General features: G+C 45.0%; 16 protein-coding genes. 9 read left to right on the top strand and 7 right to left on the bottom strand.

All coding sequences use genetic code 11. From position 1 onward, the window contains the following. Positions 1–102 precede the first annotated feature (102 nt). From H6G46_RS00905 to H6G46_RS00915, 3 genes are all read left to right on the top strand, one after another. Positions 103–828, top strand: a complete 726-nt coding sequence (locus tag H6G46_RS00905; protein ID WP_020861892.1) for a hypothetical protein — start codon at positions 103–105, stop codon at positions 826–828. A 119-nt stretch (positions 829–947) separates the two neighbouring features. Next, a complete protein-coding gene (locus tag H6G46_RS00910; protein WP_020861893.1) occupies positions 948–2,042 on the top strand; it encodes a hypothetical protein in 1,095 nt (364 codons plus the stop codon). A gap of 32 nt (positions 2,043–2,074) precedes the next feature. Further along, the gene (locus H6G46_RS00915) at positions 2,075–3,193 is read left to right on the top strand and encodes a hypothetical protein (protein ID WP_010874278.1); all 1,119 of its coding nucleotides are present in this window, start codon (positions 2,075–2,077) and stop codon (positions 3,191–3,193) included. A 187-nt stretch (positions 3,194–3,380) separates the two neighbouring features. Here the strand turns inward: H6G46_RS00915 and H6G46_RS00920 are convergent, their stop codons facing one another. Then, the gene (locus H6G46_RS00920) at positions 3,381–4,097 is read right to left on the bottom strand and encodes a Crp/Fnr family transcriptional regulator (RefSeq protein ID WP_010874277.1); all 717 of its coding nucleotides are present in this window, start codon (positions 4,095–4,097) and stop codon (positions 3,381–3,383) included. A 426-nt stretch (positions 4,098–4,523) separates the two neighbouring features. Between H6G46_RS00920 and H6G46_RS00925 the strand changes: the two genes are divergently transcribed. The 3 genes from H6G46_RS00925 (at position 4,524) to H6G46_RS00935 (ending at position 8,533) form a co-directional block, all read left to right on the top strand. After that, a complete protein-coding gene (locus tag H6G46_RS00925; protein WP_010874276.1) occupies positions 4,524–6,836 on the top strand; it encodes a nitric-oxide reductase large subunit in 2,313 nt (770 codons plus the stop codon). A 145-nt stretch (positions 6,837–6,981) separates the two neighbouring features. Beyond that, positions 6,982–7,446 carry a GNAT family N-acetyltransferase gene (locus H6G46_RS00930; RefSeq protein WP_010874275.1) on the top strand — a complete coding sequence of 155 codons (465 nt, stop codon included), beginning with the start codon at positions 6,982–6,984 and terminating at the stop codon, positions 7,444–7,446. 184 nt (positions 7,447–7,630) lie between these two features. Then, positions 7,631–8,533, top strand: a complete 903-nt coding sequence (locus H6G46_RS00935; protein ID WP_010874274.1) for a DUF2887 domain-containing protein — start codon at positions 7,631–7,633, stop codon at positions 8,531–8,533. A gap of 15 nt (positions 8,534–8,548) precedes the next feature. On the opposite strand, the gene H6G46_RS00940 is transcribed toward H6G46_RS00935, so the two are convergent. The 4 genes from H6G46_RS00940 to H6G46_RS00955 all read right to left on the bottom strand — a co-directional run bounded on the left by H6G46_RS00940 (position 8,549) and on the right by H6G46_RS00955 (position 10,606). Beyond that, a complete protein-coding gene (locus H6G46_RS00940; protein WP_020861896.1) occupies positions 8,549–8,782 on the bottom strand; it encodes a hypothetical protein in 234 nt (77 codons plus the stop codon). 128 nt (positions 8,783–8,910) lie between these two features. Then, positions 8,911–9,114, bottom strand: coding sequence for a hypothetical protein (locus H6G46_RS00945; RefSeq protein ID WP_010874273.1), 204 nt, complete (start codon positions 9,112–9,114; stop codon positions 8,911–8,913). Between the two features lie 66 nt (positions 9,115–9,180). Further along, positions 9,181–9,849: a fimbria/pilus periplasmic chaperone gene (locus H6G46_RS00950; protein ID WP_223211310.1), complete on the bottom strand. Its 669-nt coding sequence runs from the start codon at positions 9,847–9,849 to the stop codon at positions 9,181–9,183. Between the two features lie 220 nt (positions 9,850–10,069). Beyond that, the gene (locus tag H6G46_RS00955) at positions 10,070–10,606 is read right to left on the bottom strand and encodes a hypothetical protein (protein WP_010874271.1); all 537 of its coding nucleotides are present in this window, start codon (positions 10,604–10,606) and stop codon (positions 10,070–10,072) included. Positions 10,607–11,046: 440 nt separating this feature from the next. On the opposite strand from H6G46_RS00955, the gene H6G46_RS00960 reads away from it, so the two are divergent. The 3 genes from H6G46_RS00960 to H6G46_RS00975 all read left to right on the top strand — a co-directional run bounded on the left by H6G46_RS00960 (position 11,047) and on the right by H6G46_RS00975 (position 13,152). Continuing rightward, positions 11,047–11,484, top strand: coding sequence for a PIN domain-containing protein (locus H6G46_RS00960; protein ID WP_010874270.1), 438 nt, complete (start codon positions 11,047–11,049; stop codon positions 11,482–11,484). Continuing rightward, positions 11,481–11,714, top strand: a complete 234-nt coding sequence (locus tag H6G46_RS00965; RefSeq protein ID WP_020861899.1) for a hypothetical protein — start codon at positions 11,481–11,483, stop codon at positions 11,712–11,714. Before H6G46_RS00960 ends, H6G46_RS00965 begins: the two co-directional genes overlap by 4 nt. A gap of 751 nt (positions 11,715–12,465) precedes the next feature. Beyond that, positions 12,466–13,152 carry a response regulator transcription factor gene (locus H6G46_RS00975; protein WP_010874269.1) on the top strand — a complete coding sequence of 229 codons (687 nt, stop codon included), beginning with the start codon at positions 12,466–12,468 and terminating at the stop codon, positions 13,150–13,152. Between the two features lie 27 nt (positions 13,153–13,179). Here H6G46_RS00975 and H6G46_RS00980 read toward each other — a convergent pair whose 3' ends face one another. Both H6G46_RS00980 and H6G46_RS00985 read right to left on the bottom strand, forming a co-directional pair. Continuing rightward, positions 13,180–13,431, bottom strand: coding sequence for a hypothetical protein (locus H6G46_RS00980; RefSeq protein WP_010874268.1), 252 nt, complete (start codon positions 13,429–13,431; stop codon positions 13,180–13,182). 23 nt (positions 13,432–13,454) lie between these two features. Continuing rightward, on the bottom strand, positions 13,455–14,612 hold the full coding sequence (locus H6G46_RS00985; protein ID WP_010874267.1) for a DegT/DnrJ/EryC1/StrS family aminotransferase: 1,158 nt from the start codon (positions 14,610–14,612) through the stop codon (positions 13,455–13,457). Positions 14,613–14,725: the final 113 nt, after the last annotated feature.

The following is a 14,725-nucleotide window of genomic DNA, read 5'->3' on the forward strand; positions in this document are numbered from 1 at the left end:
ATTAGGTAAAAAATCAAACTCATGGAATTTTTTAAACTTATATCAGAACAGTCGTGGATATCAATCTCCATTACCGCTTCAATACTTGCCTTCATATTTTCAATGGTTAGTATTGCTATTAGTATTTTAAATAACAAAAAAATGCGTGGATTTTCATCAGACTTCAGAAAAGTCAAAAAAATCAGTGAAACCGTAGAAACACAAGGAAAAAAAATACTTTTGAATACTTCCGATATCAATCAAGTGCAACAACAACTAAATGTATTAAGTAATCAAATTCAAAAATATAAAGAAAAAAATATTACTTTACACACAAAGGTAGCCGACCTGAGCAGTCAGTTAAATTATTTAAATTCAGTCAATCGATACCACGACAATCGGCCAAAAAGCTTTAATGTAAATGAACTTCAAGTAGGGGAAATAGAGCAACAAAAAGAACAAATTGATCAAGTAAAAATTATTCTTGAGCAGTACGCACAACTAAATGTCGATTATTTCAATCATCCTAACTTTATTCCTGTTGAGCTAACAGAAGAATCTAAAGACAATAGACGAGCTATTGATGGGGAACCAATTATAGAGTTTAAGTCAATTTCAGATAAAGCCAATGCTATTTACCTTATTTTTCAATTCAATAATCAGTTCTACTTAATTCCCAATGCTACCATGCCGAAAATATCAAGATTAATTAAACTAAATAATGATAGTAGAATATTTGAAATGAATGCCGTATCAGATAGATTTGAACTCAAGTTTCCTGCTCATTTAGAGTTAATTAAAGAAAATCATTGGAAGCTAACTTCAAAAGGGAGTTTTGGCGACAAATAAATGAATTTATGAATAGACTGAGAAATTTTGCAATTGTTTTTATTGTTGTAATAATTCGGAGCATTAGTCCAGTTTATGCTCAGCAAAATAATCCTTGTCCAGCAATGAGGGATTATCAGATGTCATTTTCTGATTTTAATTTGGACGTTTACGATATTCCCAATATTAATGGTGAAATTATTGCCGAAATTCCCGCTGGCAGAAGATTTGCTTTGTCTGACATCTATGCCAAATTTTATGACGGTTTTTGCTGGTATAAAATTGTCACTTTTTCTGTAGATGAAAGGGGCTGGATTGGTTTACGAACAAAGGAAAGTCAAGTTAATAATACCCCTTACTATCCAGACGAGTCGACCAGTCCAACCATTGCGCCGACGCCAACCCCCACAGTAAATTCGGGTAGGGCAGAAACCACCACTGAAATTGGTGTTCAGAAAAGCCAAGACTTGATAATTCTGATTTATTTGTTTATTGCTGGCACCATAGGTTTGAGTATCGTCGTCGGCAAGTTGGCAGTTGACTTGTTGAATGCTTTTTCAACTAAGCCTAGTAAAAATAAATCTCTCCAACAAATGGGAAGCAAAACTTTAAAAAAAATTACCGCTTCTAGGCTTACTAGGGGTGCAAAACGCAAAGTTATTAATGTTACCCAAACTGATATTGTTTTACCAGGTGAAAATCAACCGAATACACCAGATTCGATTATCGAGGCAGATGTTTATAATTATTTTTTAGAAAATAATTGTATCGATGCCAAAGGCCATGCAATAAGCAATGAAGAACAAGCTATAGATGCCTTAGTAGAAGTAGAAAATACCGAAAAATCAACCCAATCTTTTGGCCTCAGCTTAGAATATTGCATCACTAATTTTAACCAGGGCAATAAGAATTTTTTTGATGATCAATCCCAGTTCCAATACCTTAAGCCCACAGAAAGTGTTATCCATGGCAAGGCAGGCAATCTTAGTCTTGGCGATCGCCAGGAATTTGAAGAAGGAGAAAGGAGCCAAGCTTCCTATTTGGCCTTTACCATTGGGGAAGAAATTTGGTTAATTCCGAATCTAATGCTCAGCCGCTGGCAAAGACTACTGACTAACAGTTCCTTTTTTGACAGCTATGGCAATTTACAAAACCCTAACCTAGTCAAGCCCGCTAAACTTCTCCTAGTCGGCGATCGCCGTTGGCAAATAGTCGAAAAAGGCGTGTTTAATTAAAATCATTAACAGTAAGAGATAAATTAAACAACATGGCTGGCAATCAACCGGATAAATTAAATCAAGCTAAGCTGATTCAGTTGGAAAAAAATCAACTTAAGTTACAACAGGAGTTTGCGGCCCTACGATTTTTTCAAGCACAAAAAAATAATGAAGTTCAGACCCAGAGTAATGCTGACTTAATCAAAGAAATAGAAGTCCTTAAACAAAAAATCAGTCAAATTGAGACTGTAGTTAGCCGACCCACTGCCTTTCCCGCCGATGCCTATCCCCATTTAATAGTTGAACAACCCCCTCCTCTATTAGATTTACCCATCAGTAAAATTATTGACATTTATCACGAAACTCCCCAAATATTAGAAGTTTATTGTCAGCGGGTTTCTCTGTTAATTGACCAAGAAGATGTTCTAGAAAAAAATAATGTTGGTAACTTTTGGGTAATGCAACTCAAAAACCAAGGATTTTATCTATTTCCTCGTCCCGAATCCTTTAGCCATTTTAGTTCCCTGGCTAGCTTCGCCAAACTATTTAAAGCAACTAATGAAAACCCAGGGAAGAATTATCAATTTACTCTACAAGCACCGGCAAAATTGGACGTTTTAAAAATTGGTGAAAAATGGAAATTACTCAAAGCAGGCAAGATAGTTTTTGGTCAAAGTCCATTGGAATATGCTTGGCAACGGGAAATCACCACTGTGCGAACGGAATATGAAAAGTTCAATAAACTCTTAGATACTAGGGGAAGTGCGGGGTTAGATTTCACCTTAATTACCCAATATTGGCAACAATCATTAATGCATAAATATGGTGAATTAGTCACCTTAGCAATTAATACCTGTATGCCGATCGCCTATGCTATTTATAAAGGCCCCATGTTAGTGCCGTGCCAAATTTTATTGGGAGCTAATCCTTTGGTGGTGCCGGGTTGGGACCGGGGAATACCCTGGGATACGTCCATCTATTCCCAATTCCATAGCAAATTGAACAAAGATTATCTCCGTACCACCGCTGACCATCCCCTGTTACCCAATCAAATTTATCTGCGGGAAAGTAATGGCAAAACCCACCATACTTGGGCGATCGCTAAAAGTTATGAAGAGGCAACAGCAATTGTGCAAAGGCTAAATGGTCATTGGATTTCTTTAGATTAAAACCCTATTTAACTTCCGAATAACTACAAAGCTTTAAGTTTAAAATTAGCATCATTGAAGATAATCAAATTTGTTTGCAATTACAAATAATCATTGACGATAGACATAGCAGACCACTTATTGAGAATCGCCATCCCTACCATTGCTCCCAATAAATTAAGACACTGATAACGGAGGAGTAAACGCTTCAATTTTTCATTCCATCTCCTCGTTTGGCCAAAGCCCGCAGACGATCGCAGTCTAATAATTGGATCTCGGCTCCCTTGACGGCAATTAAATCTTCATTTTTTAATTGGTAGAAAGCTCTAGAAAGGGTGGCGGGAATAGTTCCTAATTGGGCGGCCAGTTGGCTTTTGGGTAAATCCAAAGTCACCCATAGAGATAATACCTCCACCGTTCCAGTGTCCACTCCCCCTAGCCGGAGCAGATAGCTAGCTAACCGTTGGGGCACATCTTTGAAGGATAATTCTTCGATTACAGCGGTTAAATGGCGCAGATGGCGAGATAGGCTGGACAACATATTCAAAGCCAGGGTGGGATGCTGGGCTAACATTTCTAAAAAAGGAGAACGTGGGAAAAAAATCATTTCTGCCTGGTCCAAAGTGGCCGCTGAAGCTGGAAAAGGAAGATTATCAAACACTGCTATTTCAGCAAAATGTTCTCCTCGATGAAAAATTCGCAAAATTTGCTCCTTTCCCCCTGGCGCAATTTTATAAATCTTGACCCGCCCGGATCGGACAATGAAAAATCCCTTCGGTTTATCCCCCTCTTTGAAAACCACATCCCCCTTGCCATAGCTTTTGACCTGGGCGATCGCCGTGATCATTTCCAGGTGATGGGAATCAATATTCTGAAACATCAGGGTTTTACTAAGCCAAAGGGCCAGATCCGGAGCAACAGTCATGGGATTTAGGAATTAAGAGCTTAATAATTTTTAATGATTTTTAATAACTTCTCGGGTTTTTGTCGTGACCATAATATTCACTAAATTTGTCAGTACTATTGACTAGGGTAACAGATGGCGTAAATTTTCTTGGCCATGGCTAATTTTAGTCAAATGAGTTTTGGGAAACCGTTGCCGTTGCCAGCATTGATGGCTCTTCCGGTTTGTGCCTATGCCCCTAGGTCTAGGGTTAGAATCCATAAATATCAGCTTCTGACTCCTAAAAACTTTAGATTTTCTCAAGGTTATTTTTGACTTAAGTCAAGGAAAAAATAAGGATAACTCATCTAAAGTAAAAGCAATTAAAACAGGAATGAATCTACCGAATCAGTGGAAATTTATTTCTAAAGAATTGTTAATTAATCGCCATTTTTTCATTCTTTGTGTATGGCAAATTCAACCTTTGATCTCCCGATCGCCACACCACCCCGGACTAAATCCTTCGGACTGCCTGCCTGGTTGGTACTGGTTTGCGTAGTTACTTTTTCTGTGCTCCTGGGGGCAGGGGCTGCTATCTATAAAAATGCTCCCCCCATTCCCGTCACGATGGTTTCTCCCCAACAGGAGATCGTTATGACCCAAGCAGAAGTGCAACGGGGCCAAGCAACTTACCTGGCCCGGGGGGGACAACATATTGGTAGTGTGTGGGGCCATGGCAGTTACCTTGCTCCCGATTGGACGGCGGATGTGTTGCACCGTTGGGGGCTGGCTACGGCCGGTGTGCTCTACGATGGCGATGCAAATTTTAGCCAAACGGATTTGGAAGCATTGCCACCAGTGGCACAGGCCCAACTCCAGGCAGAAGTGAAACAGGAGTTTAAACCTAACCGTTACGATCCAGAAACGGGGATTTTAAGCCTAACCAATGCCCAAACCCAGGGTTTAGCTCAGGTTTTTGATGATTATCAAGCTCTTTTGCTGAACGGCTCAGCTATTCACTCCATTCCGAGGGATTGGTTCCCAGAAGCTGGCGATCGCCATGACGTGACGGCCTTTTTTGCCTGGACTGCTTGGACTGCGGCGGCTAATCGCCCCAATTCTCCCCTGTCCTATACAGCCAACTGGCCCCACGATGATCTGATTGGCAACCAAGCCCCTGGTCAATTTATTGTCTGGTCCATTGTGTCGGTGATTGTCCTGATTGCGGCGATCGCCTTGTTCCTATTTGTGTATTTAACCCAAGAAGATGCGGAAGAAGTGCAGGCAGTGGCAGAACGACCAGCCCTCCGTCTAGCCACTCCGAGCCAAAGGATAACCACTCTGTTTTTTGGGGTGGCCATGGCTTTATTTGGAGTCCAGCTATTAATGGGGATGGTGACAGCCCATTACGCTGTGGAAGGGGAAGGATTTTACGGCATTCCCCTCCAGCAATATTTACCCTATGCGGCTTCCCGCACCTGGCATTTACAATTGGCAGTATTTTGGATCGCCACCTGTTGGTTAGCGGCGGGATTATATTTTGCCCCTCGCTTTGGCAAACATGAACCCAAGGGCCAGGCGATCGGCAATGGCATACTTTTAGCAGCTTTAACCCTCGTCGTCGTTGGTTCCCTCGTCGGGGCCTGGTTCGGCATCCAAGGTTACCTGGGCAACGATCAGAGTTTTTGGTTCGGTCACCAAGGCTATGAATATGTGGAATTGGGTCGGCTCTGGCAATTACTGCTCATCGGCGGCATGGTTTTCTGGCTCTGGCTAATGTTCCGAGCCCTGCGACCAGCCCTGAAAGCGGAGGGGAACAAAACCGGCCTAAATCACTTTTTCCTCTACAGTGCCATCACCATTCCCCTGTTCTATGCATCCGGGTTAATGTACACCAATCACACCCCCATCAGTGTGGCGGAATATTGGCGTTGGTGGGTAGTCCATCTCTGGGTGGAAGGCTTTTTTGAAGTGTTTGCCACGGTGGCGATCGCCTATCTATGTAGTGAATTAGGTTTCTTGAAACGCTCTGCGGCCCTGCGCGCAACCTATTTGACCACCATTTTGTACCTGGGTAGCGGGGTGATTGGTACTCTCCATCATCTCTATTTTGCTGGGACTCCGGTATTTATCGCCGCCATGGGAGCGGTGGCTTCCGCTCTGGAAGTGGTTCCTTTGACCCTAATTGGTTTTGAAGTGGTCAAATCCCTCAAACTCTCCCAGGAAGCCCAAGGTTTTTACCGTATGCCGCTGAAATTTTTCATTGCCACCTGTGTCTGGAACCTAGTGGGGGCAGGGGTTTTTGGTTTCCTGATCAATCCCCCCATTGTCCTCTACTATTCCCAGGGCATTAACACCACCCCCATCCATGCCCATTCTGCCCTCTTCGGCGTTTACGGTTCCCTGGCGATCGCCTTGATGCTGTTTGCCCTGCGGGAAATTACCCCCGACCAATTCTGGAATGAAAAGAAATTTAACTTTGCTTTCTGGTGGATCAATGGCGGCTTAGTAACCATGCTAGTCACGGGGCTGATTCCCAATGGCTTCTATCAACTGATGCAATCCATTAACCATGGCACTTGGTACGCCCGCAGTGCGGAGGTAATTGGTTCCAGTTGGATGCAGGGCACTGTTTGGTTGCGGATTCCCGGCGACTTGATCTTTGCTGTGGGGGCAATAGTGTTACTCTATGGCGTTGGCCAGGCCATCTGGGGCATTTTTCAACAACCCACCCAACCCCAACCGTTGGATGAAGTACAGGTGGAAACGCCTGCGACTTAATTGCTCTCCAATCCTAAAAATTGTTTAAAAAGTCCCCTGGCTCACCAAGTTGGGGGACAATTAACTCAAAATTTCCCAGTATTGCGACAGCTTTTGGGAAAAAAATTAGGTTAATAATTGCCAATATGGAAAAAAGGCGATCGCCGTGGAAATTAATTGGTCTTGGCAACGGTTTAATGATATTTCTGGGGAAGCAATGCACGAAATGCTTGCCCTACGGCAGGAAGTGTTTGTGGTAGAGCAGGGATGTTTATATCTAGACGCTGACGGGTTGGATAAACAATCATGGCACCTGTTTGGTCGCACCAATGATCAACAATTAGTGGCCTACGCACGACTGAATTTTCCCAATACCAGATACCCGGAACCATCTTTCGGTCGGGTGCTCACAAGTAAAGCAATAAGGGGAATGGGCGCTGGCAGGAAGATTGTCGCAGCCTGCATCCAGAAAAGCTTGCGGGAGTATCCAAACTTAGATCTGCAGATTTCAGCCCAGGCTCACCTTACCGAGTTTTATGCAGAATTTGGTTTTACAAAGGTTGGTGATCCCTATGATGACCACGGTATAGAACACATCAGTATGATTTTCCGTGTTCCGCCCAATGGGTGACCAATAGGACAATGCCTTTTAGTTACAATTGCTTATTACTGTTCTGGAAAAAGCCTTCCAGGAGGAGGCTTATGATGGGAACTACAAAGGCGAACTGTCCTAACACAAATATTTGTATTGCGGTAAATTAGTATTGCATAGGGCTTTTCCTGAAATTGCCTATTCCCAGGCTAAAATTCAAAGGATGAAAACAGACAAATGGTTTTACGAGTTATTTTTATCCCAGCCGGGGATGATGGCGGAGTTGGTGCCAGGCATTGAGCCGGAGTGGGAGTTTGTTTACAGTGCCCCGGTGGTGAAGGAAAAAGAGTTTCGCCTGGACGGGGTGTTTATGCCGGTGTCGGAGGATCCCCTAGTGCCCATAATTTTTGCTGAAGCCCAAATGCAGGCGGATGAGCAATTTTATGGACGTTATTTTGCGCAGCTATTCGTTTACCTTTACCAGTACAGGGTTAGCCGTGACTGGCGGGGACTAATGATTTTGCAGAGCCGGGAGCAACGATTGGGGAATGATTTGCCCTATCGGGATTTGTTGGCCCAGCGGGTGACTAGACTTTACCTAAGTGATTTGAGGACAGGGGAGGCATCAAGCCCTAATTTAGCTTTGTTGCAACTTTTGGTTGCGGACAAAAATAAAACCCTGGAACTGAGCAAGGGGTTATTAAGATCAGCACCGACTGACAATGAGTTTCAACGGCGGCTCAGTTTGATTGAGACTATACTGGCCAACAAGTTCCCTGACTTAACCAAGGAGATCATTATGCAAATGCTGGATCTGAAACAAATGGACATTACCAAGTCTCTGTTCTATCAAGAGATAATTCAGGAGGGACTTGAGGAAGGTCGCCAAAGAGGACTTGAAGAAGGTCGTCAAGAAGGTATTCAGGAGGGACTTGAGGAAGGTCGTCAGGAGGGGGAGGCTAATTTGATCGTGCGGCTGTTAACTAGGCGGCTGGGGGAATTATCTAATGAGCAGATTGGCCAAATTAGGGAGCTTGCTGTGCCTCAGTTGGAGGAGCTTGGGGAGGCATTGCTGGATTTCACCACCATGGCGGATTTGGAACAGTTTTTGGCTAATTTATATTAGGGATTGGGGAAAAAGCTAAACTTGATGACGCCGGCGGCCGTAGCTCCGGTAATAGCGATAATTAAAAGTCCAAATTTGGCGGTTTTGACTGTCTTCCAGTTTTCCCACTCTGTCGTCTAGGGAATTTAGTTTTTCTTCTACTCTGGCTTGGGAAACTTTGATGGTAGTCAGGTCAGACTCTATGCGCTCCAACCGGCTGTCAATCTTTGTCAGGATTGCTTCAAGGTCATTGTCGATGATAGTGGTCATGGGGCAACCTAAGCAAAAGAAGAATTTGACGGGACATGATCCATTGATTCCTATTTTACAAAAAAGGCTTCCGAAGGAGGGGCGGAATCGATGCCTTTCCCCCGGAAGGTGATCGCTGGAGGCGAAATCTATTTGCTGGCTCTGGGCCCGGATGAAGCGGCTGGGGCCCTAGGTTCCCGCAAAGTTTGGGCAAACCCTTCGGTGGCGTTGGGTTTGAGCACCAGACTTTTGGCTGGCTTGGGGATAACCACAGTGGTATTGACTTTTTCGGCCATGGCCAAGCTAGGACTCAAGGTAATTGCCAGACTAAGGGAAAAAATAAATAGGCGCATGGTGATACCTCCGAGCCGAAGCTAGGGATGCTCCATACGCACTCTCTCCCGGCGATCGGCTAGCAATTAATTGGTGGTAAAGGTGGCGGTAACAGGGCCAACAGGCAATTCTTTGGGCCAGGGCAAAACAAAACGGCGTTTATTGCCGGCTAGTATGTTCTCCCCAATGACCCCTTTCAGTTGTTCATCCCCACTTAAAGTGACAGTTTTTCCCTCTGAAGTCAGATTGACTGTCAAACCCCTGAGTAGTTGATGGGCAGTTCCTTGATTCTCGAAATTAAGTACTAACTTCTGGGAACCATCTTCTGTAGTTGAGGGCTCGGCACCTTCTAGAAACACTTTGGGAGAGGCATTAGGAGGGGTAACATAGATCGTGCCCACATACCTAAATAGAACCTTGATGTCAGCAACTCTACGGTCGGTCGGCATATCAACTGTTGGCTGAAGATCATCAATGGGCACTTGTTCGGCAATAATCCTATAAGGGAGTTCCTGCGCCGGAGTGGGATTGCCTACCCAAACAACCCTTACTGCCTGCACTTGATTGGGCCTGAGAATCACCTGGGGGGGATAAAGAACAAAATTTTCCTCTTCTATAGGTAGTTCCTCCACTCCATCTATAGACATCTTCCGGCCAGCAACACTAAGTTGAACGGCTACGGGCTGGGTGCCAGTGCTTTGGAGCAGGAATGAGCGGCTTGCTCCGCCCCCGACGGGGCTTAATCTCATTTCCATAGGGGATAATTGGAAAGAGGGAGAAGCGTCTACCCTTGTCGGTAGTGTCAGATTGAAAACAATACTTCCTAGCAAGCTACACGCAAGAGCAGGTAGGGCAGACATCTGACTAGAACGTTGATAAGAAATCCTCACTACAACTACCCTCCGATAAAAGTAGGCGTCCGACAACATTTCAGCTTAGCTAAACTTCGTGCGAACGCCAATTCCCTTAATTTAACTATTTATTTGTCAATGTGAAAGTAAGGGTATCTGAATAAGTACCAGCAGGCTTACTAACAACTTGCTCTTCTGCGATTGCAATTTTAACATCGCGGTCACAACCAGTAGCATCAGAACAATCTGGTATGTCAGCCGATGGAGTTTCCATATCTCCTACACCAGCAGCAAGTGTTTTATCTGACCCGTTATAGTTGATAGTGTAGATAATGGTATCGCCAGCATCCGGATGTTTAAGCACTCCCCCAGCCGCACTTGCCGTAACTCCATTAGCCGAACTCACTGACACAGTAAAACCCAAATAACTGTTAGATTTGACGTTGACATTTCCGATAGAAGTCAACGTTAATTCCCCGTTGTTAGTAAGAACAATAGCCTTCCCTTCAGTCTCTTTGGAGGGGGACCAAGTCAAAGTCTCCATCTCAGGATTATTAGCAAATACATTAGCACCTTCAGCAAAAGCGGAAGAGCCAAAACCGACTAGGGAAGTCAGAACTAAACCAGAAGCTAGAAGAACTTGATTGAATTTAGTGAACATAATTTGTCGCCTCCTTCCCGTGGCCTCGTGGGTGGTAACTCGATGTATCGCTCGTCGGTCTTGGGAAATGAATGTTGTTTTTTTCTTTACTTCTTTATTGTAGGGAAATGACAATTTGTGCGTATTGGCACTAATACTGGACTTTCACTAAATTTGAATTTTTTACTGCTCCGTAGAAATACGATTTTTTGTAACAAAAACCACACAAATCGAGAAATGTATTGTCCCTAATCACTCAATGGTTGTGACCCAGATCACAACTGTTGTGTATCTAGATCAAGATAGGGTTTTCCTGAAAAAGAAAGCTGTTTACGTCAATTCTGAATAGTTTCTTGAGAGGGTGATTGTGAAGTTGTGTTAATCAAGCTCTGGTTACTGTCCTTATTCCTCTTCGGGATGTTGACGCTTAGAATATTGACCAACGTTTAAAAGTCCATACCGTGAAACTTTATCTAGACACCAGCGTGTTGAATCGGGTTTTTGACGATCAAACCCAGGCAAGGATTGCCTTAAAGACCCAAGCTCTGAGGATGATTTTGCAACTGGTGGAAACAGAAGAGGTCGAATTTCTCAACTCGGCAGTCTTAGAGTTTGAAGCTCAGAAAAATCCCTATCCGCCAAGACAACGTTGGGTACAGCAGTGTTTAGCCCTAGCCAAAGCCTATGTGCCCATGGATGAAGAGATTGTGGCTAGGGGGCAATCCTTAGAGCAAATGGGAGTGAAATCCATTGATGCCTTGCACATGGCCAGCGCAGAAAAGGGTGGATGTGATTATTTTTTAGCCTGTGATGATCGATTGCTCCGTCGTTATCATGGAAAAGTCAAAGCCCTAAATCCAGTAAGCTTCATTTTATTATTAACAGAGGGAGAGCGATGAATCTCAAGATCCCCAAGGAACAAGATGTGGTAGAAGAAGCCTTACTAATTCTGGAACAGAAACTTCCCCCATCAAAACTGGCTCTATTGCTTTCCCGATGGCAATCAGATCAGGGAGATTATTTAAAAACGCGGGACGAACTGTTCAAATGTGAAACGGTAGAATCGTTGGCCACAGATATTTTAGAGTTTGAGGCCCGACGAGCATCTTCCCAACAAGCTGAAACATAGGCCAAAGCCTGTTGAATATCCTCCTCTTCCAACTCTGGAAATTCCTGGTAGAGTTAGTTCATGGCGGTCTGGATAGGTAGCAAGTAAATCGATTACCCTTTTCACTGTCAAACGTTGTCCCCGAATACAGGGTTGACCATTCATTTGATTGGGGTTGATGGTGATCCGTTCAAGTTTCATGGGGATAACCCGTTTCTGAGCCGACGGGATTAGGCAGATCCGCCCACCAAATTTCGCCCCGATACATTACCAGTCCTCGGAGGGCAGAGACAAAAATTGCATCCCGGCCATAATTGGATCTAGAGCAGAAGTTTCTTCGGCATAAACTTGATTCAGCCTCTGCAAAATTTCTCCCCTTCTATACTTCTCCAAGTGGGCCTTCAGCGCATTTGTATAAAGCTCACTACGGGACAAACCCAATTGCTGAGCGAGGGCCTCTGCCTCATGAAAAACCGAATCTGGAAGGGAAATTGCTGTTTTTATTTGCATTTAGCCAATCTGACAGGGCACTCTACACTCTAGTTATACCTTAGTCAGACCGTAATCCTGCCAGGGGACATAATTAGGCAATCAGTTAACAGCCTGTTTTAAAAGCCCCCCTGACCCCCCAAATTTGGGGGGAAACTGAGTGAAAGTCCCCAACAACAAGTCAACATTCTTGTGCCAGGATTAGGGAATGTCTCCCTAGCGTCCCACTTTGTCACGGGGAAAGAACTTTTGGCATCAAAACCCCGCCGTTACCTAACCATCCATGGAATTTGACCCCGATTCCCTCGTTTTTAATGCCAGGTATGACCTGTTTCAGCTTTTGGTGAATCACTTTAACGTCATTGCCTGCCTGTATCCCCGTTTGTTTGCCGTATCCGTCGCCCGCATTTCCTCTCAACGACCAAACAAAAAGAAAGTCAAAATTTTTACCCTACAAAGCGAAGCCCTAACCTACTTTGAACAACAGCCAGAGCCATTGGTGGTGGTCATTTGCCAACGGTTAGAGGATGGTTCCGGTTTAGACCTGCTGAAACAACTCAAAGCCCATGCCCGATCGCCGCAGTGTTTACTATTGCTGTTGAATGACCATGCGGCCATTGTGGAAGAAGCCCAGCAGTACGGAGCCGATGCCATCTTTTTAGAATCTAGTTTGGGTAATGGGGAAATTAATTTGGCGGTGGAATGTCTACTCCAGGGCAGAACTTACATTGACAGTCGCCTTGAGGCGATCGCCGATTATCGCAAATCTCAGAAGGATGAATTGACCCAGCGGGAAGTGGCCATTTTAAGGTTAGTGGCGGAAGGCAAAACCAATAGCGAAATTGGCCAGGAATTACATCTCGCCAGCTCCACGGTGCGGGAATATGTGCAGACCATTATGCGTAAACTCAACGCCAGGGACAGAACCTCAGCGGCGATCGCCGGGTTAAGGGAAGGGTACCTAACCTAACTTATTTTGACGAAACAGATTTGAACCCTACCAATCCAGCACAGGTTTTTCTGTCCCCTGCTCCCGTTTCCTTTTGGCATCCTTTTCAAACCAAGCAATGATAATTTCCGGGGTGAGGTCGGCGATCGCCAATTGTTCCTCCGCCGCAATGGTTTGCAAAAGCCGGAAGGAAGAAATGGTGAGGCGGGTGAGAAACTTTTCCGACTGACTGAGCAGGGCCCCATCAACAGCGTGGGACTCAGCGGGGGTGAGGAATTGTTGTCCGGCTTCCATGGGCATAGATGATTGATGGTGGGAGAAGTTTACAAACTAGGTAAAACCTGGCTAATTTTTTCAGCCACCGTTTGCACCGTTTCGGTTTCCATTTCCGGCCAGATGGGTAAACTCAACACCTCCGTGGCCAGGCGATCGCTGATGGGGTTGGGGGCATACTGACCCCGGTACACCGGCAATTGATCCTGGGGCACAGGGTAATAGATCATGGTACTAATCCCCATGCCTTGCATTGCGTTAGCGAGGGCGTCCCTTTGACCGTTCAAAATCCGCAGGGTGTATTGGTGAAACACATGGCCAGCAGTGATGGTGGGGGTAATAATGCCTTCCACCCCTTGGAACAGATCATTATAGGTCTGAGCCACCCGACGACGGCCCAGGCTCCATTCCTTTAAATGGGATAGTTTGACGTTCAAAATGGCCGCTTGCAACGCATCTAAGCGGGAGTTATAGCCCAGCATTTCGTTTTGATAGCGTTGTTTAGAACCATGCACCCTCAGACAGCGGGCCAAATCGGCGATCGCCGGATCGTTAGTGGTGATCAAACCACCGTCACCATAGGCTCCCAGATTTTTAGTGGGAAAAAAGGAAAATGCGCCCACATCCCCCATGGCCCCAGTGTATTGACCCACTAGGGCTTGTCTAACTTGGTCATCACAGCCCTGGTCACAACCCAAGCAATCACCGGCATAGATAGCCCCAAAGGACTGGGCACAATCTTCAATAATTTTCAAACCATGGGCATCGGCAAGGGCTTTAATTTGGGCCATGGCTGCCGGCTGACCGAATAAATGCACTGGCATAATCGCCTTGGTGCGGGGGGTGATGGCCGCCTTGATTTTGTCGGGATCAAGGTTAAAATCGGTGATCGCCACATCTACAAAAACCGGTTTAGCCCCCACATTACTAATGGATTCCGCCGTGGCAAAAAAGGAAAAGGGGGTGGTAATTACTTCGTCCCCCGGGCCAATGCCCAATGCCCTTAGGCCAATCATCAGGGCATCGGTGCCGGAATTAACCCCAATGGCATATTTCACCCCCAGATAATCGGCGGCGGCTTGCTCAAAATCTGCAACGGTTTTGCCCAAAATGAATTGTCCCGATTCCAAGACACCATTCACCGCCTGTTGAATTTCGGCTTTGATCCTTTGGTACTGGGGCTTAAGGTCAAGGATGGGGATGTTCATCGAGCTGATTAACTAGTTATGGGGTGGAAAAATAGCGGTGTTGGGCTGAAAAGATGTCCATCAAATTCTAGGGCATGGCCGTCCCTTAGTTGAACAGATTAGCCGCCCACCAT

The sequence above is a fragment of the Synechocystis sp. FACHB-908 genome (assembly GCF_014698595.1).
Classification (GTDB): domain Bacteria; phylum Cyanobacteriota; class Cyanobacteriia; order Cyanobacteriales; family Microcystaceae; genus Synechocystis.